This window comes from Geothrix sp. SG200, assembly GCF_022808935.1.
GTDB lineage: Bacteria > Acidobacteriota > Holophagae > Holophagales > Holophagaceae > Geothrix > Geothrix alkalitolerans.
This window is the reverse complement of record NZ_JAKZFR010000001.1, coordinates 144,903-165,510: the sequence shown is the minus strand read 5'-3', so window position 1 is coordinate 165,510 and position 20,608 is coordinate 144,903. Positions and strand designations below refer to the sequence as shown.

22 protein-coding genes and 2 tRNA genes are annotated in these 20,608 nt (G+C 69.5%); 6 read left to right on the top strand and 18 right to left on the bottom strand.

Annotation, left to right across the window (positions count from 1 at the left end; translation table 11 throughout):
- Positions 1-56: 56 nt before the first annotated feature.
- The gene (locus ML539_RS00750; protein ID WP_243319696.1) at positions 57-1,115 is read left to right on the top strand and encodes a WYL domain-containing protein; all 1,059 of its coding nucleotides are present in this window, start codon (positions 57-59) and stop codon (positions 1,113-1,115) included.
- A gap of 3 nt (positions 1,116-1,118) precedes the next feature.
- Here the strand turns inward: ML539_RS00750 and ML539_RS00745 are convergent, their stop codons facing one another.
- The 8 genes from ML539_RS00745 to ML539_RS00710 all read right to left on the bottom strand — a co-directional run bounded on the left by ML539_RS00745 (position 1,119) and on the right by ML539_RS00710 (position 8,270).
- Positions 1,119-1,703, bottom strand: a complete 585-nt coding sequence (locus ML539_RS00745; protein ID WP_243319694.1) for a hypothetical protein — start codon at positions 1,701-1,703, stop codon at positions 1,119-1,121.
- Positions 1,704-1,783: 80 nt separating this feature from the next.
- Complete coding sequence (locus ML539_RS00740) at positions 1,784-2,389, bottom strand: hypothetical protein (protein ID WP_243319692.1); 606 nt, start codon at positions 2,387-2,389, stop codon at positions 1,784-1,786.
- Position 2,390: 1 nt separating this feature from the next.
- Positions 2,391-3,557, bottom strand: a complete 1,167-nt coding sequence (locus tag ML539_RS00735) for a M48 family metalloprotease (protein ID WP_243319690.1) — start codon at positions 3,555-3,557, stop codon at positions 2,391-2,393.
- A 3-nt stretch (positions 3,558-3,560) separates the two neighbouring features.
- Positions 3,561-4,241, bottom strand: a complete 681-nt coding sequence (locus tag ML539_RS00730) for a hypothetical protein (RefSeq protein WP_243319688.1) — start codon at positions 4,239-4,241, stop codon at positions 3,561-3,563.
- 115 nt (positions 4,242-4,356) lie between these two features.
- On the bottom strand, positions 4,357-5,847 hold the full coding sequence (locus ML539_RS00725; protein WP_243319686.1) for an ammonia-forming cytochrome c nitrite reductase subunit c552: 1,491 nt from the start codon (positions 5,845-5,847) through the stop codon (positions 4,357-4,359).
- A gap of 87 nt (positions 5,848-5,934) precedes the next feature.
- On the bottom strand, positions 5,935-6,432 hold the full coding sequence (gene nrfH, locus ML539_RS00720) for a cytochrome c nitrite reductase small subunit (protein ID WP_243286772.1): 498 nt from the start codon (positions 6,430-6,432) through the stop codon (positions 5,935-5,937).
- A 163-nt stretch (positions 6,433-6,595) separates the two neighbouring features.
- Positions 6,596-7,441 carry a retropepsin-like aspartic protease gene (locus ML539_RS00715; protein WP_243319684.1) on the bottom strand — a complete coding sequence of 282 codons (846 nt, stop codon included), beginning with the start codon at positions 7,439-7,441 and terminating at the stop codon, positions 6,596-6,598.
- A gap of 16 nt (positions 7,442-7,457) precedes the next feature.
- Positions 7,458-8,270 carry a hypothetical protein gene (locus ML539_RS00710; protein WP_243319681.1) on the bottom strand — a complete coding sequence of 271 codons (813 nt, stop codon included), beginning with the start codon at positions 8,268-8,270 and terminating at the stop codon, positions 7,458-7,460.
- A 106-nt stretch (positions 8,271-8,376) separates the two neighbouring features.
- Between ML539_RS00710 and ML539_RS00705 the strand changes: the two genes are divergently transcribed.
- Positions 8,377-8,637, top strand: coding sequence for a hypothetical protein (locus tag ML539_RS00705; RefSeq protein WP_243294399.1), 261 nt, complete (start codon positions 8,377-8,379; stop codon positions 8,635-8,637).
- 10 nt (positions 8,638-8,647) lie between these two features.
- Here ML539_RS00705 and ML539_RS00700 read toward each other — a convergent pair whose 3' ends face one another.
- Both ML539_RS00700 and ML539_RS00695 read right to left on the bottom strand, forming a co-directional pair.
- Positions 8,648-9,112, bottom strand: coding sequence for a DMT family transporter (locus ML539_RS00700; RefSeq protein ID WP_243294398.1), 465 nt, complete (start codon positions 9,110-9,112; stop codon positions 8,648-8,650).
- Positions 9,113-9,181: 69 nt separating this feature from the next.
- Positions 9,182-10,111 carry a GGDEF domain-containing protein gene (locus ML539_RS00695; protein ID WP_243319678.1) on the bottom strand — a complete coding sequence of 310 codons (930 nt, stop codon included), beginning with the start codon at positions 10,109-10,111 and terminating at the stop codon, positions 9,182-9,184.
- Positions 10,112-10,215: 104 nt separating this feature from the next.
- On the opposite strand from ML539_RS00695, the gene ML539_RS00690 reads away from it, so the two are divergent.
- Positions 10,216-10,290: transfer RNA gene (locus ML539_RS00690), tRNA-Gln, on the top strand.
- Between the two features lie 17 nt (positions 10,291-10,307).
- Positions 10,308-10,382, top strand: a tRNA-Glu gene (locus tag ML539_RS00685).
- Between the two features lie 531 nt (positions 10,383-10,913).
- On the opposite strand, the gene ML539_RS00680 is transcribed toward ML539_RS00685, so the two are convergent.
- On the bottom strand, positions 10,914-11,663 hold the full coding sequence (locus ML539_RS00680) for a cytidylate kinase-like family protein (protein ID WP_243319676.1): 750 nt from the start codon (positions 11,661-11,663) through the stop codon (positions 10,914-10,916).
- Positions 11,664-11,831: 168 nt separating this feature from the next.
- Here ML539_RS00680 and ML539_RS00675 point away from each other — a divergent pair, with 168 nt between their 5' ends.
- A complete protein-coding gene (locus tag ML539_RS00675; protein ID WP_243319675.1) occupies positions 11,832-12,902 on the top strand; it encodes a VanZ family protein in 1,071 nt (356 codons plus the stop codon).
- A 181-nt stretch (positions 12,903-13,083) separates the two neighbouring features.
- Here the strand turns inward: ML539_RS00675 and yihA are convergent, their stop codons facing one another.
- Both yihA and ftsE read right to left on the bottom strand, forming a co-directional pair.
- A complete protein-coding gene (yihA, locus tag ML539_RS00670; protein ID WP_243319674.1) occupies positions 13,084-13,671 on the bottom strand; it encodes a ribosome biogenesis GTP-binding protein YihA/YsxC in 588 nt (195 codons plus the stop codon).
- 88 nt (positions 13,672-13,759) lie between these two features.
- Positions 13,760-14,446, bottom strand: a complete 687-nt coding sequence (gene ftsE / locus ML539_RS00665; RefSeq protein WP_243319672.1) for a cell division ATP-binding protein FtsE — start codon at positions 14,444-14,446, stop codon at positions 13,760-13,762.
- A gap of 161 nt (positions 14,447-14,607) precedes the next feature.
- On the opposite strand from ftsE, the gene purU reads away from it, so the two are divergent.
- On the top strand, positions 14,608-15,462 hold the full coding sequence (gene purU / locus ML539_RS00660) for a formyltetrahydrofolate deformylase (protein WP_243319670.1): 855 nt from the start codon (positions 14,608-14,610) through the stop codon (positions 15,460-15,462).
- An 8-nt stretch (positions 15,463-15,470) separates the two neighbouring features.
- Here the strand turns inward: purU and ML539_RS00655 are convergent, their stop codons facing one another.
- From ML539_RS00655 to zwf, 5 genes are all read right to left on the bottom strand, one after another.
- Positions 15,471-16,643 carry an acetyl-CoA C-acetyltransferase gene (locus ML539_RS00655; RefSeq protein WP_243319668.1) on the bottom strand — a complete coding sequence of 391 codons (1,173 nt, stop codon included), beginning with the start codon at positions 16,641-16,643 and terminating at the stop codon, positions 15,471-15,473.
- Positions 16,644-16,716: 73 nt separating this feature from the next.
- Positions 16,717-17,520: an SHOCT domain-containing protein gene (locus ML539_RS00650; RefSeq protein WP_243319666.1), complete on the bottom strand. Its 804-nt coding sequence runs from the start codon at positions 17,518-17,520 to the stop codon at positions 16,717-16,719.
- 53 nt (positions 17,521-17,573) lie between these two features.
- Positions 17,574-18,416, bottom strand: a complete 843-nt coding sequence (locus tag ML539_RS00645) for an SIS domain-containing protein (RefSeq protein WP_243319664.1) — start codon at positions 18,414-18,416, stop codon at positions 17,574-17,576.
- Positions 18,413-19,102, bottom strand: a complete 690-nt coding sequence (pgl, locus tag ML539_RS00640) for a 6-phosphogluconolactonase (RefSeq protein ID WP_243319662.1) — start codon at positions 19,100-19,102, stop codon at positions 18,413-18,415. The genes ML539_RS00645 and pgl overlap by 4 nt, the downstream gene beginning before the upstream one ends.
- Positions 19,103-20,563: a glucose-6-phosphate dehydrogenase gene (gene zwf / locus ML539_RS00635; RefSeq protein ID WP_243319660.1), complete on the bottom strand. Its 1,461-nt coding sequence runs from the start codon at positions 20,561-20,563 to the stop codon at positions 19,103-19,105.
- Positions 20,564-20,608 lie beyond the last annotated feature (45 nt).

Sequence of the window (20,608 nt, the reverse complement as noted above, 5' to 3'; positions counted from 1 at the left end):
CCTCCTGCCTTGATTCTGGACAGTCGCTGGCCAATCATGGTCCCCAGGAGGTCGCCATGGCCCGTCCCGCGTCCCGCAAGGCCCCCGAATCCCCCCGTCCGGACGGGGCCAGCCTTGTGAAGCCGGAGCGTCTCCAGGCGGTGCTGGACGCCATCCGGGACGCCGGGGAGCGCGGCATCACCAAGGCCGCCCTGGTCCGGAAGCTGGGCGGCGTGGCCATGCGCACCGTGGACCGCGCCATCGTGCTGCTGGAGGAACAGGGGGCGCGCTTCGGCAAGGCCCGCGAAGGCCAGCCCGCCGTCATCCACTTCACCCTGGAGAAGGCCCCGGACTGGGACAGCAAGATCACGCCCCACGCCCGCCTGGCCCTGGAGGTGGCGCTCATGGCCCTGGAGGGCACGGCGACGGAGATGTGGTACGACCAGCTCGAGGGCCTGCGCGCGCTGGCGGACAGCCACCTCAGCAGCCGCGATCGGAACCTCTTCGACGCCCTCCAGTCGCACGTGTGCTTGCGCGGAGCCGCCGACGACCAGCAGGCTCTCGACACGAAGATGCTCTCCCAGGTGCTGATGGCCCTGGGCCACCCGGAGGGGCCGCGCGAGCTGGAGCTCACCTATGCGGCCGCCTCCACGGGGCGCACCGGCACGCGCACGGTGGTGCCCTTCACCCTCACCCACGACGTGTTCTCTGGCGGCGCCTTCCTGCTGGCCTGGGACCCCGCCAAGCAGGAGCCCCGCCACTTCCGCCTGGCCCGCATCGTGGAGGCCAGGGCCCTCTCGCGGCGCGGCCTCATCCCCGACAAGCGCCCCCTCGAACAGGCCCGGGACCTCCAGATCGGCGGCTGGTTCAGCCCCGGCGCACCTTTTCAGGTGCAGGTGCGCGTGGGCGGCTCCAACTGGCCCCAGTCCCTGCAGGACGCCCCCCCCGCCCTGCCCCGGATCGAAGTGCGGAAGGAGAAGGGCGGCACCGTCCTGCTCAGCTTCATGGCGACGGACCTCCACGGTCCCACCCGCTACATCCTCCAGCTGGGAGTCGACGCGGAAGTGCTCGAGCCGAAGGCCCTGCGGGCGCATCTGGCGGCCACCTTGAAGGCCATGGCGGCCCGGTACCGGTAGGTCTCAGCCCTGCTTCCGCGTGTTGCTCTCGATGGCGCAGAGCAGGCCCAGGAGTTCGGAGGCGAGGTAGCCGCCCAGGAGGCCCAGGGCGGCGGAAGCCAGGCCGGCGAGCAGCATGGCCAGGCCCGCAGGGAAGGGGTCGCCGCCGGCGGCAGGCAGGAGCATGCGCAGCTCGCCCATGTCAGGTCGCGCCTCGCCGGCGCTGATCCAGATCATGAGGGCGCCGCCCACGCTGGCCACGGCCATCAGGCTGGCGTAGAGCTCCCCGCCCAGCCGCAGCAGCAGCCGCGTGAGAGGGATGATCACCTCACCGGCGATCTGGGGCATGGCCGCCACGTCCTGGGCCCGCACCCAGCTCAGGTGGGCCACGAGGTAGGCGGCCAGGACCAGGGCGACCTGGAAGACCAGCTGTCCGAAGATGGCCTGGGTGCTCGTCCCGCCGCCCCGCCACAGCTCGATGGACAGCCAGATTCCCGCCACCAGGGCGGCCACGGTCCACAACCGGAGGAGCCAGGAGAAGACCTGCTTGAAAAAGCTGCCCTCGGAGATGAGGCGCAGCAGGGCGGGAACGATGGACAGCTTCTGCATCGGAGCCTCCGGCGGACTTGGAATCAATGGCTCCAGCCTCCGGAGGTCACCGGCCTTCGTCAAGCGATTCCCTTCTCTGGTCAGCCCTTCTCGCGGGCGCGCGCGGACTGGGCGATGGCCTCGACCTGGGGCAGGTGCTTGGCGAAGTAGTGGATCCTGGGGGCCTCGTACACCATGAGGAAGAGCTCGCCGCGATGGATGGCCCCGTAGGCCACGCCCCGCGTGCGGACCTCGTCGCCCTTCCTCACCCGGCTGAACTCGAACCGGAAGCCGCTCTCGTCCGCGAACCGTGCCGGGGCCAGCTTCTCCAGCTTGAAGACGCTGCCGTCGCGGCTGGCGAAGGCTTCGTACATCTCCACCACGTCCTGGGCCTGCATGTCCTTCCGGAAGCGGGGGATGGGCTTGTCGGCCGGACGGTCCTTGACGACCACGAAGGCCTCCCCCTCGGCGAGCCCTGCATAGAAGTGGAGCTGGTCCAGGGGCATGCCCTCGGAGGTCCAGACATCATGCTTGGGCTGCTGGGTGCCCTCGAGGCGGCTCCAGGCGCCGTCGATGCGGACCGCCAGACGCTCGCACACCACCATTTCCCCGGGCGTGACGCCCACCCAGGTGGCCGGTTTCGCGCAGGCGGCCAACAGCACCAGCGAGGCGAGGAGCGCGACGAGGAGCACGGGCTTCAGGTTCATCTCAACCCCCTTCCGTCAGATAGGAACGGATCATCTCGGCGTCCTCGGCATCGGGGCGGGCCGCCAGGTACCGGCCGAAGGCCTCCCGCATCTCGGGCAACCGTCCGGCCTTGCGGTGGAGGACGCCCAGGGCCCGGTGGACTTCGGGCGGCGCGCCCGGCAGGCCCGCGGCCTTCTGGTAGGCGGCCAGCGCGCGCTCGCCGTCCCCCTCCGAGGCCCGCAGGCGGTAGGCCTCGCCAAGAAAGTAGGCGGCCTGGCCATCCTGGGGATCCGCCGCGGTGAGCCGGTCCAGCAGCGCCAGGCTCTCGCCGAACTTGCGGCGCCGGAGCTCGTCCTCCAGCCAGACTTGGCGCCAGGGCGCCGTGGCCTGGCGGAGCGCCGGGACGCGGGGGTCGAGCTCCGATTGGCCGAGCGCCTTGGCCGCGGCCTCCAGCTTGGTCTGGCGCTCCTTCTCCGTGGGGTGCGTGGCGAAGAGGAGGCTCCGGGAGGAGGCATCGCCCGTCCAGTCCTTCTCCGCCTGCAGTTCCGCCAGGAGGTTCGTCCAGACCTTCGAGGCCTCCAGGGGCGGATAGCCCGCGGCGGCCATCAGCTCCAGCCCGATCTGATCGGCCACCCGCTCGTGGTTCCGGCTGTAGGCGAACGCCCCAGCCAGGACGCCCAGGCCCGCCAGCGTGCCGGCCACGGGCACCAGGCCCAAGACATGGGCGAAGGCCGTCCGCGACTTGGCGTCCCGGAGGCGCTCCACCGAATGGCGGGCCATGTAGTGCCCCACCTCGTGGCCGATCACCGCCGCCAGCTGGGCTTCGTTCTCCGCCCGGAGGATCAGCCCTGTCCAGACCTGCATCATGCCATTGGGGGCCATGTTCGCGTTGAAGTAGGGGGACCGGACCACGTAGGTGCGAACGTCCGGGCAGTGGGCCTGGGCCAGGCGGCAGGTGATGGCGTGGACATAGGCGGAGAGGGCCCCGTCCCGCACCAGGAAGGAGCTCTGGCGCAGGCGCTCCTCCTCCCGGTCCATGAGGGCCCAGAGGCCGCCCTCATCCGTCTTCGGCGAGGGCCGCGGGATCCGGGGCGGCGGCGTCCAGGCCTGCGCCGCCCTCAGCGCCGGGCCCAGGAGGGCCATGGCGCCGCAGCACCCGCAGGTTCCGACGAAGTCGCGGCGGTCCACACCCTACTCCGGGAAGTCCTTGAGCAGATGGCCGAGGGTGGCCTTCGCGGGTTCCAGTTCCCGCACATCTCCGGTGACCTTGGCCATCTCGTTGAACCACAGGATGCGGCCCGTCTTCAGGTCCACCAGGGAGGCGTAGCCCACCTGGGCGCCTCCGCCCACCCCCACGCCCAGCGCCGCGTAGAGGACCATGGTCGCCACCCGGCCGCCGGTGGCGTAGCTGTCCCGCAGGAAGATGAACAGCGCGTACTCCGCCGAGGCCTGCTTCCGGATTTCGGCAACCTCCTCGCCCAGGGACCAGTCGAGCTTCCCGGCCTTGCTGGGCAGCTTCCAGCTGCCGAAGTGGTGGAGGTCGATGGCGCGGGCCACGGCGCCGTGCAGGTGGTTGAGCTCCGCCAGAAGCTCTCCGTCCCCGGCTGGCACGGGCACAAAGGTCCCGCTCTGCCCAGCCTTCCGAAGGCGGAGCACCTCCTTCAGGTTCGCGATGGCCTTGGTGGTCCACTCCGCCCGGGGCTCCAGCACGCCGCCGGCGGTCACGGCGAACAGCTCCACGTCGAGCGGCATCACAGCCACTGTGGCGCCGGCGGGCAGTCCCGTGAATCCCTCGGCGAGGTGGGACTGGGCGGCGAGCCCGCGGCCCAGGACCAGGATCAGGGCCAGGAAGATCAGGCGGAAACGGGCCATGGGACGCCTCCGGATGCACGGAGCAGGTCATAGGTGGGATCGGTTCCTTCCATGCTACCCCCTGACGCAAGTGGGGCCGGCTGAGCCGGCCCCACGGGGTGCAAAGTGGAGATGCCTACTTCCGGGCCGACTTGGAGGCGCCCAGATCGCGGAGGGCCACCTGGCCCTGCCGGCCGAAATCGATGGCCTCGCCGAGGATGCGGGCAACCTCCTGGGGCGCGTGGAAGCCCATGGAGTTCTCGGCGTTCACGAAGTCCACCCGCCACTGGGCCTTGCGCTGGAATTCGAGGATGGGCTTGAGCTTGGCCTCGTCCAGACCGGCCTTCTTGGCAGCCTCGATGTCGTTGATGAGGTTCACCACGGCATCCTCGGCGCGGTCCATGAGGGCCTTGGTGCGGTCCTGGATGGCCGTCACGCGGGCTTTCAATTCCTCCTCGGGGAAGCGGTGGCAGGTCTGGCAGGAGCGGGAGACGTTGAGCAGCGGGCTGCGCACCTGGTGGTCGCTGATCTTGAGCGCGCCCTCGCGGACGTAGGGCATGTGGCAGTCGGAGCAGGAGACGCCGGACCGGGCATGGATGCCCTGGCTCCACATCTCGAACTCGGGGTGCTGGGCCTTCAGGACCTCGGCGCCGGTCTTGCCGTGCTGCCAGTCGAAGAAGCGGTGGCCGTCGGGGAACTTGTAGCTGTCGTAGGTGGCCTCGATCTGCTCGACCTTCAGGCCGTTGTTCCAGGGGAAGAAGAGCGTGACCTTGGGGCCGCAGTAGTACTCCACGTGGCACTGGCCGCACACCATGGACCGCATCTCCTGGCGGGAGGCGTCGCGGTTCGCGTCATAGGGCGTGGCGCGGTCGCCTTTGCGCCACTTCTCGATGGACGGCAGGTGCGGGACGGGTTCGGGGCTGTTGGCCAGGGCCACGATGCCGCGGATGAAGCCGGGCTTGGTGACGCGCAGGGCCATGTTCTTTGGGTCGTGGCAGTCGATGCAGGCCACGGGGTGTTTCACGAGCTTGGTGGCGTCGGCGTAAGGCATCTTGCAGACGGCCTCGAAGCCGGCCATGAGCTGGGCCTGGGCGTTGGCGCTGGTGAAGTCCTCATCCAGCGTGCCGGGTGCGCCGGCCTTCAGACCCTGCTCGCGGAAGGCCACCGTGTTGGAGGCGTGGCAGTGGAGGCAGGATCCGGGCTGCTTGCGCTCGGTGACGCGCTTGGTGTTGCGCTGGTCGTCCAGCATGTAGGCGTGGCCGCGGCGCTGGTTGAAGTCGATGGCGAAGGCATAGCCGTCGAAGATGGTCACCAGCCGCGGGTCCTCCAGGATGCGGCTCTTGGGCAGGGCTTCGCTGCCGGCGCCGCCGTACTTGGTGTTGTACTTCTCGGAGGTCTTCAGGTAGGTCTCGTACTCGCGGGGGAAGTTCTTCCCCCACAGGGCGGGATCGACGACCTTCTCGTCGAGGTCCACGAGCTTGAAGCTGGTCTGCTTCGCCTCGGCCTTGCGGGTGGTGATGCTGGCGTAGAGGGCCATCACGAGCACCGTCGCCACGGCGGCGCCCGCGGCGATGAGGCCCATCCGGACCACGGGCCGGGAGAAGAACGGGGTGGGGTTGTCGGTCATCTGGGGTTCCTCCCGCGTGGCGAGCCACGCGCCTTGAAGTGGGATCGGGGTTGGGATCAGGAGTAGGTGGTCAGGTCGGTCGAAAGCTCAGCCCATGGGCCCATGGCCCACCTCCTGGTGGCAGCGCACGCAGCCGTAGAGGTCGGCCTTCTGGGTAGGGTCCGTGGGCACGCCCAGGGTGCCGTGGGCGGTGATCTCGCCCGTCAGTTCGCCGTGGCAGCGGATGCAGTTGTCCTCCAGCACCTTGGCGTTGCCGGGCTTGATGCGGATGGGCTCCGCGAAATTCAGGAGCGTGAAGGCCTTCGAATGGTGGTACCCGTTGCTGGCCTTCACGAAGAACTTGTTCACGACGTTGTCGTGGGGCAGGTGGCAGTCGTTGCACACGGCCACCGCATGGTGCGAACCGTGCCGCCAGCTGTCGTACTCCCCCCGCATCACGTGGCAGTTCACGCAGACCTGGGGATCGTTCGACAGGTACGAGGTGCCGTGGGCCGCCACGAACGTGTAGGCCCCGGACCCCACGAAGACGCCCGCGAAGACGCTGGCGAGGACGCTCAACAGGAAGAGGCGACGCTTTCCGCTCACGGGGTATCCATCCGATGTCCGAGGGTCCGTCCTCCGACCGGAACAGGATGAGATAAAATTAGGACCTGTCAATCCGATATCAAAATTTCTTTTACGACTCTTTGGGTGCCTATCTACGGGGAGAGCCTGCTCCACCAGCTCTCGTGGCTGGAATGGCCCCCGGTCAATGAGGCGGCGGCGCGGGGTTTGGAACGATCCACAGGCGGCCCGCGGCCAGATCGAAGGTGACGACCTTGTCCTTCAGAAAGGGCATGCCGAGGTTGCCGTCGAGGATCATGTCGGGCGTGAATGCCGGCCCGACGGCGCGGAGACCTGGCCCAACCTCGAAGGACGCCTGCTGGGGGCCCTCCTTGTCAGGATCCAGCCCAACGAGCGTCGCGTAGGGCTTGGCCACGAGGATCGTCCCGCCGTTCCCCGAATCGAGTTCCATCCACACCAGCCCCTTGGAGGTGGGCACGCCCACGTGGGCCGACAGGGCGCGTCCCTGCAGTTCGCGAGCCAGGCGCAAGGGCAGCGGCCGGTTGTTCCCGACGCGGGCCTTCAGGCTTGCGGCCGTCTCGACGATGAGCCTGCCGGCCGGGAAGTCGAGGGTGATGGCCCTCCCATCGAAGAGATCCAGGGCCAGGCTGCCATCCACGGGAGCCGCATCTTTGGGGAAGAGGGTCATGAGGTCCAGGACCCCCACCACCGGCGCCTTCAGCTGCAGCCGGCCCACCTTCACCTCCAGGTCGTCGCAGCGCGGAGTGTCCAGGCGCTGGCCCATCATCTGGTGGCCCGTCAACCGGCCCCAGGGCTGGCGGCCGATCTTCTCGGCGAAGGCGGGCGAGATCAAGGAGAGCCCTCCCGCCGTATCGAAGAGGAACAGCCCCTCCCTGCCCCCCACGGTGGCGCGCAGGGCGATGGTCTTCCGGTAGGGCTCAAGGGCCAGGACCGCTTCGGGAGCTGAGCCCTGCGCCTGCGCGGAAACCAGGGCACAGGCGCAGAGAAGGAGGGTGATCCAGCGTCGCATCAAGACTCCGGGCAATCTAGTCGAGGGTGATCGCCCCGTTCACCGTGCTCAGGTGGATGTCCTGATCCCCTCCGGGGAAGGTGGCGGTGACCCGTCGCTTGGTCACCTCCACCTGCTCGGCCCCCTTGGCCTTGAAGGTGATGCCGCCGTTCAGCGTGGTGGCGGTGAGGTGCCCCTTCAGGCCCGCGATCTGGAGGTGGATGGTGCCGTTGACGGTCTCGGCCTTGACCCCGCGGCCCTGCCCATCCAGGCCCGTGCCCTTGATGGTCCCGTTCACAGTCTGGATGGTGAGGCCACCCTGCACCCGCTCCAAGGTGACGGCGCCGTTCACCGTGGTGGCCTGCAGGGACTCCCCGAGATCCACGGCGCGGACCCCGCCGTTCACGGTGGTGAGGCTGGCGGCGCCCCGGGTTCCGCTGAGGGCCACTTCGCCGTTCACGGTCTCCAGGGAGGGAACCACGCGGCGCGGCACTTTGAGGGTCATCTGGCACTGCGGCCCCTGGTAGGAACCCCAGCCATGGTGCTTGGGATACTCGCCGCGGATTTCCAGACCGTTCTTCCCGGATTCGAGGACCACCTTCACCTGCTCGTCCCGGCTGCTGGGCTTGAACTCGCCTGTGAACTGCACCTCGTCGCGGTCCCAGGCCTCCACATGGATGAATCCGTTGACGTTCTTCACCTTGAGCGTCGAGCCGGCCGCCAGGGGCACCGTGCGGGTCTCCGTGACCTTCTCCGCCTTGGCGGGCTGGATCACCTGGGTCTGAGCGGCGAGCGGGGCCCAGAGGAGGACGGCGGCCACGGCCGCGGCGAGGGGATGGGTGAGGGACATGGAGGCCTCCAGCGCTGTCAGAGAACGTTGGTGGTGATACGAAGGCCTTCGGAGCCGGTTTAGACTTCTTTCCAGCTCCGTATACTTGGGAGTGCGCGGAGTTCTCATGTCCCAGACCATCGACCGCCCCGAACTCAGCCCCGCCGAGTGGAAGCTCATCCAGGACCTGCGTTCCCTTCCGGACGCGGCCCTCCGGGAGCGCATGCAGACCTCCATCGGCGAGCTGCTGTTCTTCTTCCGCACCCCTCGCTGCCAGGGCATCGGCATCGAGGGCTTCCCCTGCGGCGATCCGCGTTCCTCCTGCGAGGACTGCCATCAGATCTGGGACACGCTCGACAAGGTGGCCGAGCGGGTCCGCAAGGCCTGAGCGGCCGGCCTCAGCGCGCCAGCCAGCGGTCGCCGAAGTTCACGAGGATCGCGCCCGCCAGGATGAATCCGGCCCCGAGAAGGCGGATCCAGGACAGGCCCCGGGCCTGGAGGCCGATGAGGCCGAAATGATCGAAGGCCAGCGAGGAGCACACCTGTCCGGCCACGATGAGCGACACCATGGCCGCCAGGCCGATGCGGGGAGCGAGCAGGGTCGTCCCGAACACGAAGAAGGCTCCCAGGAAGCCGCCCAGCCACTGCCACCACGGCACGCGGGAGAGGCCGCCCAGCGCCGCGAAGGGCTGGCCCGTGAGGGCGGAAACCACCAGCAACGCCACGGTGCCCACCGCGAAGGACACCAGGGCCGCCAGCATGGAGCCGCTGTGGAGCGATGCCCTGAGCGCGTTGTTGACCGCCGACTGGAGGGGCACCGCCAGCCCGATGGCGAAGGCCATCACGAGAAAGAGCAGAACCATCCGTGCCTCCGCCTGGAAGGGCCCATGGTAGCCACCTTGGAAGCCCCCGCCTCCATTGAGGAGGCCCCCTCAGAGGGCGCACACGCGGTTGCGCCCCTCCACCTTGGCCCGGTAGAGGCCGGCGTCCGCCCGGGCCAGCATCTGCCCCGCGTCCAGGTCCCCGGGGGCCCGCTCGGCGATGCCGAGGCTGCAGGTGACCAGCAGCCCGCCGCCGGGAAGGGGCACGGGCACTTCCCCCATGGCCTTGCGGAAGCGATCCGCGAGGGGCCGCGCGCCAGTCAGGTCCGTCTCCGGAAGGATCACAAGGAACTCTTCCCCGCCGATGCGGCCGGCCAGGTCTGCCTCGCGCAGCGTCGCCCGCAGCCGTTCCCCGAAGACCTGGAGCACGAAGTCCCCGGCGCCGTGGCCGTGGGTGTCGTTGATCTGCTTGAAGTGGTCCAGGTCGCACATCAGCACCGACAGCGGCCGGCCGTAGCGGACGCTGAGACCGAAGCGAGTCTGGAACTCCGCCAGGACGCGGGTGCGGTTGGCCAGACCCGTGAGCGGATCCTTGGTGCTGAGGTCGAGCAGGGTCTCGTGGAAGGCGCGCTCGAGGGGATCCATGGCCACCAGCTTCAGCACGTGGCCACCGATGGCGATGCGATCGCCCGGATGCAGGGCCACAGCCCCCTGGATGCGCGAGCCGTTCAGCAGGGTGCCGTTGGTGGACCCGAGGTCCTCAAGCCACACCTGGCCGCCGATCACGCCGATCCTGGCATGGTGTCGGCTCACCTCGCCATCCAGCAGCGCCACCTGGACGTCCGGCGCCCGGCCGATGAGGGAAGCCCCCGGCCGCAGGGCGAAGATCCGTCCCAAAGCCGCGCCCGCGTAGGCCACGAGCGCCCACTCCGAAGGAGTCTCGGGGAGGTCGCCTCCAGGCTGGATTCCCGCCAGCGTGGGCATGTCCGCGGTGACGGGCGCCTGCACGGGCCGGGGCGGAGCAGGCCGTTTGCGCACCATGGGTCCTCCGGGAGATCCCTTCTTTTTTGGAAGACTACATCCCACCTGCAGGAACCACCTCTTGTCTTTTACTCAACACCTGGTACATTGAATCTTCCACTCGTTGGGGAGTGGTCTAATGGTAGGACAACAGATTCTGGTTCTGTCAGGTGAGGGTTCGAGTCCTTCCTCCCCAACCACTCAAAACTTGGTTCCTGGTCCCATCGTCTAGCGGTTAGGACGACGCCCTCTCACGGCGTAAACAGGGGTTCGATTCCCCTTGGGACTACCAACGAGGCCCGGCACCTGCCGGGCCTTCTTCATGTCCCAAGGGGAATCGAAGTCACGGTTGGCGCGCAGGTAGGGCCAGGCCCGAACAGCCCGGGGGGCTGTCCGGGCCGATCCGCCGCAGGCGGAGGCCCGTGCGCAGCCAGCCGTGCGGCCAGAGCGTCACCCCGAAGGCGCAGCCGCAGGGGTGACGCGGAGGGATTCCCCTTGGGACTACCAAACGGCCCGGCACCTGCCGGGCCTTTCTCATGTCCCAAGGGGAATCGAAGTCACGGATGGCGAAGCCCAGCCGGGTGGCTCGGGAGACGGCAAAGGCCGTCTTCCGAGCCGGCCCCCGGCGGGCTGAGCATCATGTCCAAGTTGTCTCCGCCCAGCCGAGCCAACCGCCCGCGGTCGCCCCCTCCCCGGCGCTATCCTGGAAGCATGGCCGCCTCTGCTCCCATCCCCCCGCCGGCGCCCAGGGCCGCGCGCCCCGCCTGCTCCTGGACCTGCCCGGGCCACTGCCCGACCTGCCAGGCCCGGGCCATGGAAGGAGTCAGCTCCGGATCACCAGGCCCACGCGCATCGGGTCGTGCCTGAAGTAGTCCGGATCGGGCCAGCCGCTGACCACGATCCGCCGACAGGCCTGGGCGATGGTTTCCACGCTCTGGCGCTCGTTGTTGAACACGGCGTCGTACCAGCGGGACGACGTGACATCCGCGTGGAGGCACTCGCTGATGAACTTCTCCCGCAGCTTCGACTGCTTCCGGACCAGTTTCTCGGCCTCCGCCAGGGGGATGTCCAGGCGGCGGGCGATGGTCGAGATCCGGAATTCGAAGCCGGCCTCCAGGCGGAAATGGAAGCAGTTCTTCAGGTCCTGGCAGGCGACGGCACCGCCCCGGCCGACGATGATGGCACTGCCGACCATGGCGATCTGGACGAGGTGCTTCACCACCTTGGCGTAGGCATCATCGTGGGTAAGGTGGCCGAAGTGGGTCCGGAGGACATCCTGCGCGTGGCTCTCATCCCCCAGATGGCCCAGGAGCTGGCGGGACAGGTTCTCGTCCGAGGCCACCTGGTCCACCAGGGCCTTGTCGAAGAGGTTCCAGGGCTGTCCTGAGGCCTCCTCCAGCAGCACCTTGAGCCGCTGGGCCAGCGCATAGCCCTCGCACCCGTACTGCCTGGAGATGGTCACGGACGGATGAGCCTGGGGCCGATGGGCCTGATCGAAGCGCTCCCGGAGGCGCATCCATCCGGCCTCGCGCTGCTCGATGCTGGGGATGAGGGAATCGAAGCTCCTGGGCATGGAACCTCCGGCTTCTGAGCGGCCAGATCCGGGGCCTACGCCCGGAAGGTACGGCCTCCACGGGCGGTGGCAAGGTCTCCGGGCGCTGATATTTCGGGGATCGCCCAGTCCAGGATCTGCGTGGGAGCGCCGGCTCGCATCTCCCCATCGCCTGTGGTTCGATGGACCATGCGCTTTCGTGGGTACTGGCTCCTTCCCCTGGCCCTGGCCGGGATGATCTTCTGGCTGAGTGCGCAAGGGCACTACCCGGGCGGGATCGAGCTGCCGCCGCCCCTGGACAAGGCCGCCCATGCCTCGGTGTACGCGCTGCTGGCCCTGGCCTTGGACCGGACGCTGCGCCACACCGCCACCGGCCTGCCCCTCTACCGTCGGCACCTGTGGATCCTGGCCGCCGTCGCCCTCTACGGCGCCTCTGACGAGCTGCACCAGTTCTTCGTCCCCGGCCGCTCCTGCGAATTCGGCGACTGGCTGGCGGACTGCTTCGGCGGGGGGTTGGGCCTGACCCTTGGATCCCTCCACCTGCTGTTCACCCGGCGCCTGGGAGCCCTCTCCTGGCGCCGCGGGGCGCCGCGCAGGTCGGACCCCGCCCGGGACCTCATCCTGGTCGCAGACCCCCACTGGAACGCCGCGCTCACTGGCCTGGAGGCGGCCACCGCGGCCCATCCGGAGGCCGACTGGCTCTTCCTCGGCGACATCTTCGACGTGTGGGTGGGCTTTCCGGGCATGGAAACGGAGGCGCAACGGGCCTTCCTCGCCTGGGCGGACGCCCGCCGCGCCGGGGGCCGCTGGGTGGGCCTGTGGATGGGGAACCGCGAGTACTTCCTGGACCGCCACGCGGCCAGGTTCGACCTGATGGGCGAGGGGATCGGCGGCGTCCTCGAGGGGGAAGGGCTGGCCTGGGAGCACGGCGACCTCATCAACACCGCGGACCGTCAGTACCGCCTGTGGAACCTGGTGTCCCGCTCGGGGGCCCTGTGGCTGGTGTTCCGCCTGATGCCCGCCGGCATGGCCCGGAAGGTGTCCGCCTGGATGGAGCGGAAGCTCCGCACCACCAACGCCGCCTACAAGCTCACCTTCCCGCGCGAGGCCTTCCGCGCCGCGGCCCAGGCCCATGCCCCGGCCACCTTCCTCACCGGCCACTTCCACACCCACGAGGTCGAAGCCAACGGCATCGCCCTGCCCTGGGCCCACGAGGGGCGGTTCATGGTGTGGCGGGGCGGGAAGGTCGAGGAGTTGTAGGGGCTTGGTCCTCAGTCCTCAGTCCTCAGGTACTGCTTCCTGATGCGGCTCGAGCGCCGCCCCGGATCTTTTGGTTTGGGATCGACCCACACCAGCGATCGTCCGAGCCCAAATGAAAAACAATGGCGCGGCCGAAGGGCGCTTCAAGCTGTACCTGAAGACTGAAGACTCCAGACTTCCCTCAGAGCCCTAGCAGGTCCGCCACTTCGCGCCGCAGCTCGGGAATGCCCGTGCCCTTGCCCGCGCTCACCCAGGCGATGTCGCCGGCATGCAGGCCCAGGTCCGCGGCCACGTCCTTGCGCTGCTTCAGGGCCCTGCTGGGCTTCACCTGGTCGGCCTTGGTGGCCACGACGCGGAGGGGCAGGCCCTCGGCGCGGAGCCACTCGATCATCTGGTGGTCCAGCTTGGTGGGGCCCACTTCGGCGTCCACCAGCACGAAGACCATGCGCAGCGTGGCCCGGCCCGTGAGGTAGCCCTCGATCATCTTCTGCCAGGTGGCCCGCTCGGCGGCAGGTCCGGTGGCGAAGCCGTAGCCAGGAAGATCCACGATCCAGCGGTCCGGCCCCGTGAGGAACACGTTGATGAGCCGCGTGCGGCCCGGCGTCTTGGATACCCGCGCCAGCTGCTTCTGGTTGGCCAGGGCGTTGAGCAGCGAGGACTTCCCCACGTTGCTGCGCCCCACGAAGGCCACCTCCGCATGGCAGACACCCAGCGTCCGCGCGTCGGAGGCGGAGGTGACGAAACGGGCATCGGTGAGGGGCTGGGCCATGGGACCTCGGGTGGCTACGACGAAGGTCGAGGCAGATACAAGATTAGCGCCCTTCCAGGCCATCCGGCGCCTGGAGTCCGAACTGCCCCTACACCGTCACCAGGCTCGTGGGCGCCGGCTGGTCGAAGGCGATGCGCCCGTGGTCGAGGCCGATGACGCGCTTCCTCATGCGCTGGATGAGGCTGCGGTCGTGGGTGGCCACGACGACGGTGGTGCCCTGGCCGTTGATGCGCTCGAAGAGGGCCATGATCTCCTGGGCGAGGTCGGGGTCCAGGTTGCCCGTGGGCTCGTCCGCCAGCAGCAGCAGGGGGTCGTTCACCAGAGCCCGCGCGATGGCCACGCGCTGCTGCTCGCCGCCGGAGAGCTGGAGCGGATAGCTGCTGAGCTTGTGCTGGAGGCCCACCATCTTGAGCGCCCGGAAGGTGCGCTGCTTCTGCTCGGCGGCGCTCACGCCCAGCACCCGCAGGACGAAGGCCACATTCTCGAAGATGGTGCGGGTCCGGATGAGCTTGAAGTCCTGGAACACCACGCCCAGCTTCCTGCGCAGCAGGGGGATCTCCTTCTCGGGCATGGCGGAGAGGCGGTGCCCCGCCAGCTGGATCTCGCCGCTGCTGGGCACCTGCTCCCGGAAGAGCAGCTTCAGCAGCGTGGACTTCCCCGCGCCGCTGGGCCCCGTGAGGAACACGAACTCCCCCGAATCGATGGCGAAGCTCACGTCCGAGAGGGCCGTGTGGATGCGGTCGTACTGCTTGCCGACGTGGGTGAGGGTGATCATGAAAAAAACCTAACCGCGAATGGCGCGAATGCGCGCGAATACATGTCTTTCATATTCGCGCCATTCGCGGTTCCAGTCTTTCGGTTCCTTTCCACCAGCCTGGCCGCGTCCTGGCCGCCCGATTTGCTTGCGGGCCGAGCTGCCCTGGGGTGAAATCACCTATGTCCAAGCCCACGGCCATCTTCCTCATCTCCTGCCCGGACCAGAAGGGCATCGTGGCGCGCCTGGCCGGCTTCGTGTACCAGCACGGCGGGAACATCGTCGACTCGGATCATCACTCGGACCTGCAGGCCGGGCGCTTCCTGGGCCGCATCGAGCTGGAGGTCGAGGGCCTGGACCTCGACCGGGCCGGGCTCCGGAAGGGGTTCGCAGACATCGCCGAACCCATGGGCGGCCACTGGGAGCTCCATTTCTCGGACGTGGTCCCCCGGATTGCCATCTGGTGCAGCAAGCAGGAGCACTGCCTCCTGGACCTCCTCTGGCGCCATCAGGCCGGCGAGCTGGGGGCGGAGATCGCCCTGGTGCTCAGCAACCACGCCACGCTGAGCCGCCATGTCGAACCCCTGGGCATCCCCTTCCACATGGTCCCCATCACCCGCGAGACCCAGGACGCCGCCGAGGCCCAGGAACTGGCCCTGCTGCGTTCTGAGCGCGTGGACCTGGTGATCCTCGCCAAGTATATGCAGGTCCTCAGCCCCGCCTTCCTGGAGGCCTTCCCCTCCGTCATCAACATCCACCACAGCTTCCTGCCCGCCTTCGCCGGGGCCCAGCCTTACCACCAGGCCCACGCCCGGGGCGTGAAGCTCATCGGCGCCACGGCGCACTACGTCACGCCGGACCTCGACTCGGGCCCGATCATCGATCAGGACGTGGTCCGCGTCAGCCACCGCGACACGGTCGAGGACTTGGTCCGCAAGGGCCGGGACATGGAGCGCCTGGCCCTCTCGCGGGCCGTGCGGCTCCACCTCCAGCACCGGGTGCTGACTTACGGGAACAAGACGGTGGTGTTCGAATAGCTCTCGGTCTAAAGCCGCTCCACCAGCATGGCCACGCCCTGGCCGCCGCCAACGCAGAGGGCGGCGAGGCCGAGCTTCTTGTTCTCGTCCTGGAGCAGGTGGATGAGGGTGACGAGGATCCGGGTGCCGCTGGCCCCAATGGGGTGGCCGATGGCGATGGCGCCGCCGCGCAGGTTCACCTTGGCGGGGTCGAGCTCGGGCAGCTCCGCCAGCACACCCAGGCTCTGGGCGGCGAAGGCCTCGTTGAGCTCGAAGAGGTCGATGTCCTGCAGCTTCACGCCGGTCTTGGCCAGCAGCTTCTGGATGGCGGGCACGGGGCCCAGGCCCATGGTGGCGGGATCCACACCGGCCTGGGCGAAGCCGAGGATGCGGGCAATGGGCTGGTGGGCCTTGGCGGCCGCCTCGGAGGCCAGCACCAGGGCCGCGGCGCCATCGTTGATGCCGCTGGCGTTGCCGGCGGTGACGGTGCCGTCCTTCTTGAAGGCGGGCTTGAGCTTGGCCAGTCCCTCGGCAGAGGCGTCGGCCTTGATGTACTCGTCGCGGTTGAAGAGGACATCGCCCTTCTTGCCCGCCAGAGTGACGGTGAACACCTCGCGGTCGAAGGCGCCCGCGGCCTGGGCGGCGGCGGCCTTCTGCTGGCTGGCGAGGGAGAAGGCATCCTGGGCCTCGCGGGTGAGGCCGTGCTTGGCGGCCACGTTCTCGGCGGTGATGCCCATGTGGGTGTCGCCGTGGCCGCACCAGAGGCCGTCCTGGATCATGCTGTCGATGAGCTGGGCGTTGCCCATGCGGGCGCCCCAGCGGGCGGCGGGCAGCAGGTAGGGCGCGTTGGACATGCTCTCGGTGCCCCCGGCCACCACCAGGTCCGCATCGCCCATGGCGATGGACTGGGCGCCCAGGGCGATGGCCTTGAGGCCCGAGCCGCACACCTGGTTCGGGGTGTGGGCGGGCGTCGAGAAGGACAGGCCGGCCTTGAGGGCCGCGAGCCGGGCGACATTCTGCCCGCTGCCGGCCTGGAGCACGTTGCCCATGACCACGTCGCCCACGGCCTCCGGCGCCACGCCGGCCCGCTTCAGGGCCTCGGTGATGGCCAGGGCGCCCATCTGCACGGCATTCAGCGGCTTCAGGCCGCCCCCAAAAGAACCGACGGCGGTGCGGGTCGCGGACAGGATGTAGGTGGACATGGCGGACTCCGGGGGGGACCCCCCAGGGTATCGCGAAGCCGCGCCGCAAGGACGCGCCGGTATCCAGCGGGCCTCAGAGCGTCTTCAGGATCGCCTCTCGCTTCTGCTGGTATTCGGCCTCGGTGATCAGGTTCTCGTCCCGCATCCGCTTGAGGGCCTTGAGCCTCTGGTACTGCTGGTCATAGAAGTCCTGGTCCCGCTTCGGGGCCTCGGCGGTGGGGGCCGGCGTCGGGGCAGACGGGGCCTGGGCCTGCCCCAGAGCCGGAGCCGGCGCCGGAGCCGGGGCTGCGGACGCCACCGCGAGGGGGATGGCCAGCCAGTCGGGCCGGACCAGGGCGGCTCCCGGACCGCGGAGGGACACCGCGGACGCGGCCTTCCGGGACCCGTAGGCGAAGGTGGGCAGGGTGCGGTCGGCGGAATAGCGGTCCATGAAGTCGAGCCGGGCGTCGTGGACGATGAGGTTCAGGGCGCCCCCCTTCACGAAGACCCGCGCGGTCACGCCGAAGGCGGGATCCATGAAGTGGCCGCCCCGCCGCTGGGTGCTCAGGAGGACCAGGTCCTCCGAGGGCTTGACCACGGCGAAGGCCTCCTCCAGGGCCTTGGCCAGGGCCGCCAGCTCCTTCGCCTCGAAGAGCGGCGTGTCGCTCCCGTCCACCTGCGCCACCACGGGTCCGAGGGCCATCTGGATGGCCTCCCGGGAGACCTGCGCGGGATGGTCGTTGGCGGGGGCCCCCGGCTCGGCGGCCACGCGATTCACCCAGGTGAAGCTGGCGAGCTTCCACTGGGTGCGGTCGGCCTCGGCGGCCGGGGTCGCCAGGCCGGGGAGCAGGGCCGCCGCGAGCGCCAGGGCCCGGACCAGTTCGCCTCGGTGTCGCATGTTCCCCTCCTGGGTCGTGGCCGGAGCCGTTCCGGAAGCATAGCGAAGGACGCCTAGCGGGGCTCCCGGGTCGATTGGAGGGAGACCTTGGCGGCCTCCATCCGCGTGATGGCCGCGGGTCCCTTGCGCAGGGCCAGGGCCACGGTGAGCACGTCGATGATGGCCAGGTGGACGAGCCGGGCCACCATGGGCGCGTAGACCTCGGGGTTCTCCTGCACGTCCGCGGGCAGCAGCAGGTCCGCGGCCTCCGCCAGGGGTGTGCCCGAGCGCGTGAGGGCGATGACCGTGGCCCCGGAGTGCCGCGCCAGGGCGACGACCTCCAGCAGGTTCCGGGTGCGCCCCGAGTTGGAGATGGCCAGCACCACCGCGTCGGCGGGCAGCAGGGCCGCGGCGACGCGCTGCATCTGGGAATCCGTGCAGACCAACGTGGGCGTCCCCATGCGGAACAGCTTCATCTGGGCGTCCTGGGCCGTGACGCCGGAATTGCCCAGGCCGTAGCACTCGATGCGGCTGGCCCGGTCGAGGGCCTCCACGACCCGGGCGAGCTGCTCGGGCCGCAGGGCGTCCCGGCCCCGGGCCAGGCCCGCCAGGGCGCTGTCGAACACCTTCGAGATCAGGCGGTCCATGCCGTCGCCGGCCGCCAGGCGGTCGTGGACAAAGGGGATGCCGGCGCCCAGATCCCCCGCCAGCTTCAGCTTGAAGCCAGGCAGGCCCGGGAACCTGAGGCGGCGGCAGAACCGGATGACCGTGGGCTGGCTCACGTCGGCCAGGGCGGCGATCCGCGAGATGGGGGCGGAGACCACCTCCACCGGATGGTTGAGCACCAGGTCCGCCACGCGCCGCTCCGAGGGCGGCAGCTCGGGCAGGAGGGCCTGGATGCGGGTCAGGAGGCTCATGGCGCCCAGCATACCGAGACCGGCACCGCGGTCTGGCGCAGGATGGCCCGCACCGGCAGGTCCTCCACGGGGCCCTCCTCCAGGGCCTGCTCCAGCACGCGGCGCTTGGCCGGGCCGGAGATCATCAGCACGAGGTCGCGGGTGTCCAGCAGGGCGCGCAGGGAGAGGCTGAGGCGCGGATGGGGCGCGCGGGGGGGATGCACGGCCAGGGCCGCGGCCTCCGTGATCAGGCCTTCGGCCAGCTCCGCGGCCCCCGGGAACAGCGAGGCGATGTGCCCGTCCTCGCCCATGCCGAGAATCACCCGACAGAAGGGCCGAGGCAGCTCCGCGAGGGCCGCGCAGACGGCGGGAGCGCCTTGCTCCGGGGTGAGGGCCCCCGTGAACAGGGGCGCCATCCTGGCCGCGGCGGCGGCGCCCTGCAGGAGGTGGGCCCGCACCAGGGCCTCATTGCTGTCGGAATGATCCGCTGGCACCCACCGCTCGTCGGCCAGCGTCACCGTCACGCGCTCCCAGGGGAGAACCTGCCTGGCCAGGGCCTGGAAGAGGGGCACGGGGCTGCGGCCACCAGAGACCACGAGCACCGTTCGATCCTGGCGAGCGAGCTCCTCCTTCAGCCGCCGCGCCACATCCTGGGCCAGGGCCGCGACGAGCGTGGCCTGGTCAGAGAACTCTTTGAGAACACACACCTAGTCCTCCTCGGACCAGGCCAGGCCATCCCGCGACAGCAGGGCGCTGGAGGCCGCGGGGCCCCAGCTCCCGGCGGTGTAGGACTTGGGCCGGTCCTCGCTGGCGGCCCAGCTGTCGAGGATGGGCTCCACCCAGCGCCAGGCCGCCTCCTGCTCGTCCCGGCGCACGAAGAGCGTGAGCCGCCCGCGGATGGCGTCCAGCAGCAGCCGCTCGTAGGCCTCCAGGCGACGCGCGCGGAAGGACTCGGCGAAATCGAGGTTGAGGTTCACGGGATGGAGGGCCATGGCGTCGCCGGGCTGCTTGGCCACCAGGTAGAGGCGCATGCTCTCGTCCGGCTGCATGCGGATGACGAGGCGATTGGCCCGGGTGCCGTGGGAGGCCTCGCCGAAGATGAAGTGGGGCACCTGGCGGAAGTTGATGACGATCTCCGCCAGCTTCTCGGGCATGCGCTTGCCGGTGCGGAGGAAGAAGGGCACCCCGGCCCAGCGCCAGGTGTCGATCTCCGCCTTCACGGCCACGAAGGTCTCGGTGCGGCTCTCCGGAGCCACGCCCGGCTCCTCCACGTAGCCGGCGACGGGCCGCCCCGCCACGGCGCCGGCCTTGTACTGGCCGCGCACGGTCTTGGCGGCCACTTCCTGGGGCGTGAAGGCCCGGAGGGAGCGCAGCACCTTGAGCTTCTCGTCGCGCACCGCGTCGGGATCGCTGGCCGTGGGCGGCTCCATGGCCACGATGCAGAGGAGCTGGAGCAGGTGGTTCTGCAGCATGTCGCGCAGGGCGCCGGTGCCCTCGTAGAAGTCGCCCCGGCCCTCCACGCCCAGCTGCTCGGCCACGGTGATCTGCACGTCCTGCACCCACTCCCGCCGCCAGAGCGGCTCGAAGAGCACGTTGGCGAAGCGCAGGGCCAGCAGGTTCTGGACTGGCTCCTTGCCCAGGTAGTGGTCGATGCGGAAGATCTGGCGCTCGGTGAAGTGCCGGCCCACGGCATCGTTGATCTCGCGGGAGGACTCCAGGTCGTGGCCCAGGGGCTTCTCCACCACCACGCGGGAGTGCGGCGAGATGAGGCCCGCGCCGCCCAGGTGGGCGGAGATGGCCGCGAAGAAGTCCGGCGAGGTGGAGTAGTAGAAGACGCGGATGCGGTCGGGATGCTGGCCCAGCGCGGCGCCCAGCGGCCCGTAGCTGTCCTCGGACTGGACGTCCATGGGGAAGTAGCTGATGCGCTCCGCGAAGGCGGCCCAGGTGGCAGCGTCGTAGTCCGCGCCCAGGAAGGGCTTGCAGCTGGTCTCAGCCAGCTCCAGGAAGGCCTCCCGCGTGAGCGACCGGCGTGCCGCGGCGAGAATGCGGGAGCCCGGGCTCACGGTGCCCGCCTTCACCTGCTGGTAGAGCGCGGGCAGCAGCTTGCGCATGGCCAGGTCGCCGGTCCCGCCGAACAGCACCATGTCGAAATCAGGCAGGGTTCTCATGGGATCTCCGGATGTAGAAATACTACGACTTTTTTTCATGCAAGC

Excerpts from the sequence above, each read along its gene's own strand:
- ftsE (WP_243319672.1), bottom strand. The coding sequence starts at position 14,446 with ATGATCACCCTCACCCACGTCGGCAAGCAGTACGACCGCATCCACACG.
- yihA (WP_243319674.1), bottom strand. The coding sequence starts at position 13,671 with ATGGCCCAGCCCCTCACCGATGCCCGTTTCGTCACCTCCGCCTCCGAC.
- ML539_RS00645 (WP_243319664.1), bottom strand. The coding sequence starts at position 18,416 with ATGAGCCTCCTGACCCGCATCCAGGCCCTCCTGCCCGAGCTGCCGCCC.
- ML539_RS00745 (WP_243319694.1), bottom strand. The coding sequence starts at position 1,703 with ATGCAGAAGCTGTCCATCGTTCCCGCCCTGCTGCGCCTCATCTCCGAG.
- purU (WP_243319670.1), top strand. The coding sequence starts at position 14,608 with ATGTCCAAGCCCACGGCCATCTTCCTCATCTCCTGCCCGGACCAGAAG.
- zwf (WP_243319660.1), bottom strand. The coding sequence starts at position 20,563 with ATGAGAACCCTGCCTGATTTCGACATGGTGCTGTTCGGCGGGACCGGC.
- ML539_RS00750 (WP_243319696.1), top strand. The coding sequence starts at position 57 with ATGGCCCGTCCCGCGTCCCGCAAGGCCCCCGAATCCCCCCGTCCGGAC.
- ML539_RS00725 (WP_243319686.1), bottom strand. The coding sequence starts at position 5,847 with ATGACCGACAACCCCACCCCGTTCTTCTCCCGGCCCGTGGTCCGGATG.
- ML539_RS00700 (WP_243294398.1), bottom strand. The coding sequence starts at position 9,112 with ATGGTTCTGCTCTTTCTCGTGATGGCCTTCGCCATCGGGCTGGCGGTG.
- ML539_RS00730 (WP_243319688.1), bottom strand. The coding sequence starts at position 4,241 with ATGGCCCGTTTCCGCCTGATCTTCCTGGCCCTGATCCTGGTCCTGGGC.
- ML539_RS00705 (WP_243294399.1), top strand. The coding sequence starts at position 8,377 with ATGTCCCAGACCATCGACCGCCCCGAACTCAGCCCCGCCGAGTGGAAG.
- ML539_RS00680 (WP_243319676.1), bottom strand. The coding sequence starts at position 11,663 with ATGCCCAGGAGCTTCGATTCCCTCATCCCCAGCATCGAGCAGCGCGAG.
- ML539_RS00655 (WP_243319668.1), bottom strand. The coding sequence starts at position 16,643 with ATGTCCACCTACATCCTGTCCGCGACCCGCACCGCCGTCGGTTCTTTT.
- ML539_RS00740 (WP_243319692.1), bottom strand. The coding sequence starts at position 2,389 with ATGAACCTGAAGCCCGTGCTCCTCGTCGCGCTCCTCGCCTCGCTGGTG.
- ML539_RS00695 (WP_243319678.1), bottom strand. The coding sequence starts at position 10,111 with ATGGTGCGCAAACGGCCTGCTCCGCCCCGGCCCGTGCAGGCGCCCGTC.
- ML539_RS00650 (WP_243319666.1), bottom strand. The coding sequence starts at position 17,520 with ATGCGACACCGAGGCGAACTGGTCCGGGCCCTGGCGCTCGCGGCGGCC.
- ML539_RS00710 (WP_243319681.1), bottom strand. The coding sequence starts at position 8,270 with ATGTCCCTCACCCATCCCCTCGCCGCGGCCGTGGCCGCCGTCCTCCTC.
- ML539_RS00715 (WP_243319684.1), bottom strand. The coding sequence starts at position 7,441 with ATGCGACGCTGGATCACCCTCCTTCTCTGCGCCTGTGCCCTGGTTTCC.
- ML539_RS00675 (WP_243319675.1), top strand. The coding sequence starts at position 11,832 with ATGCGCTTTCGTGGGTACTGGCTCCTTCCCCTGGCCCTGGCCGGGATG.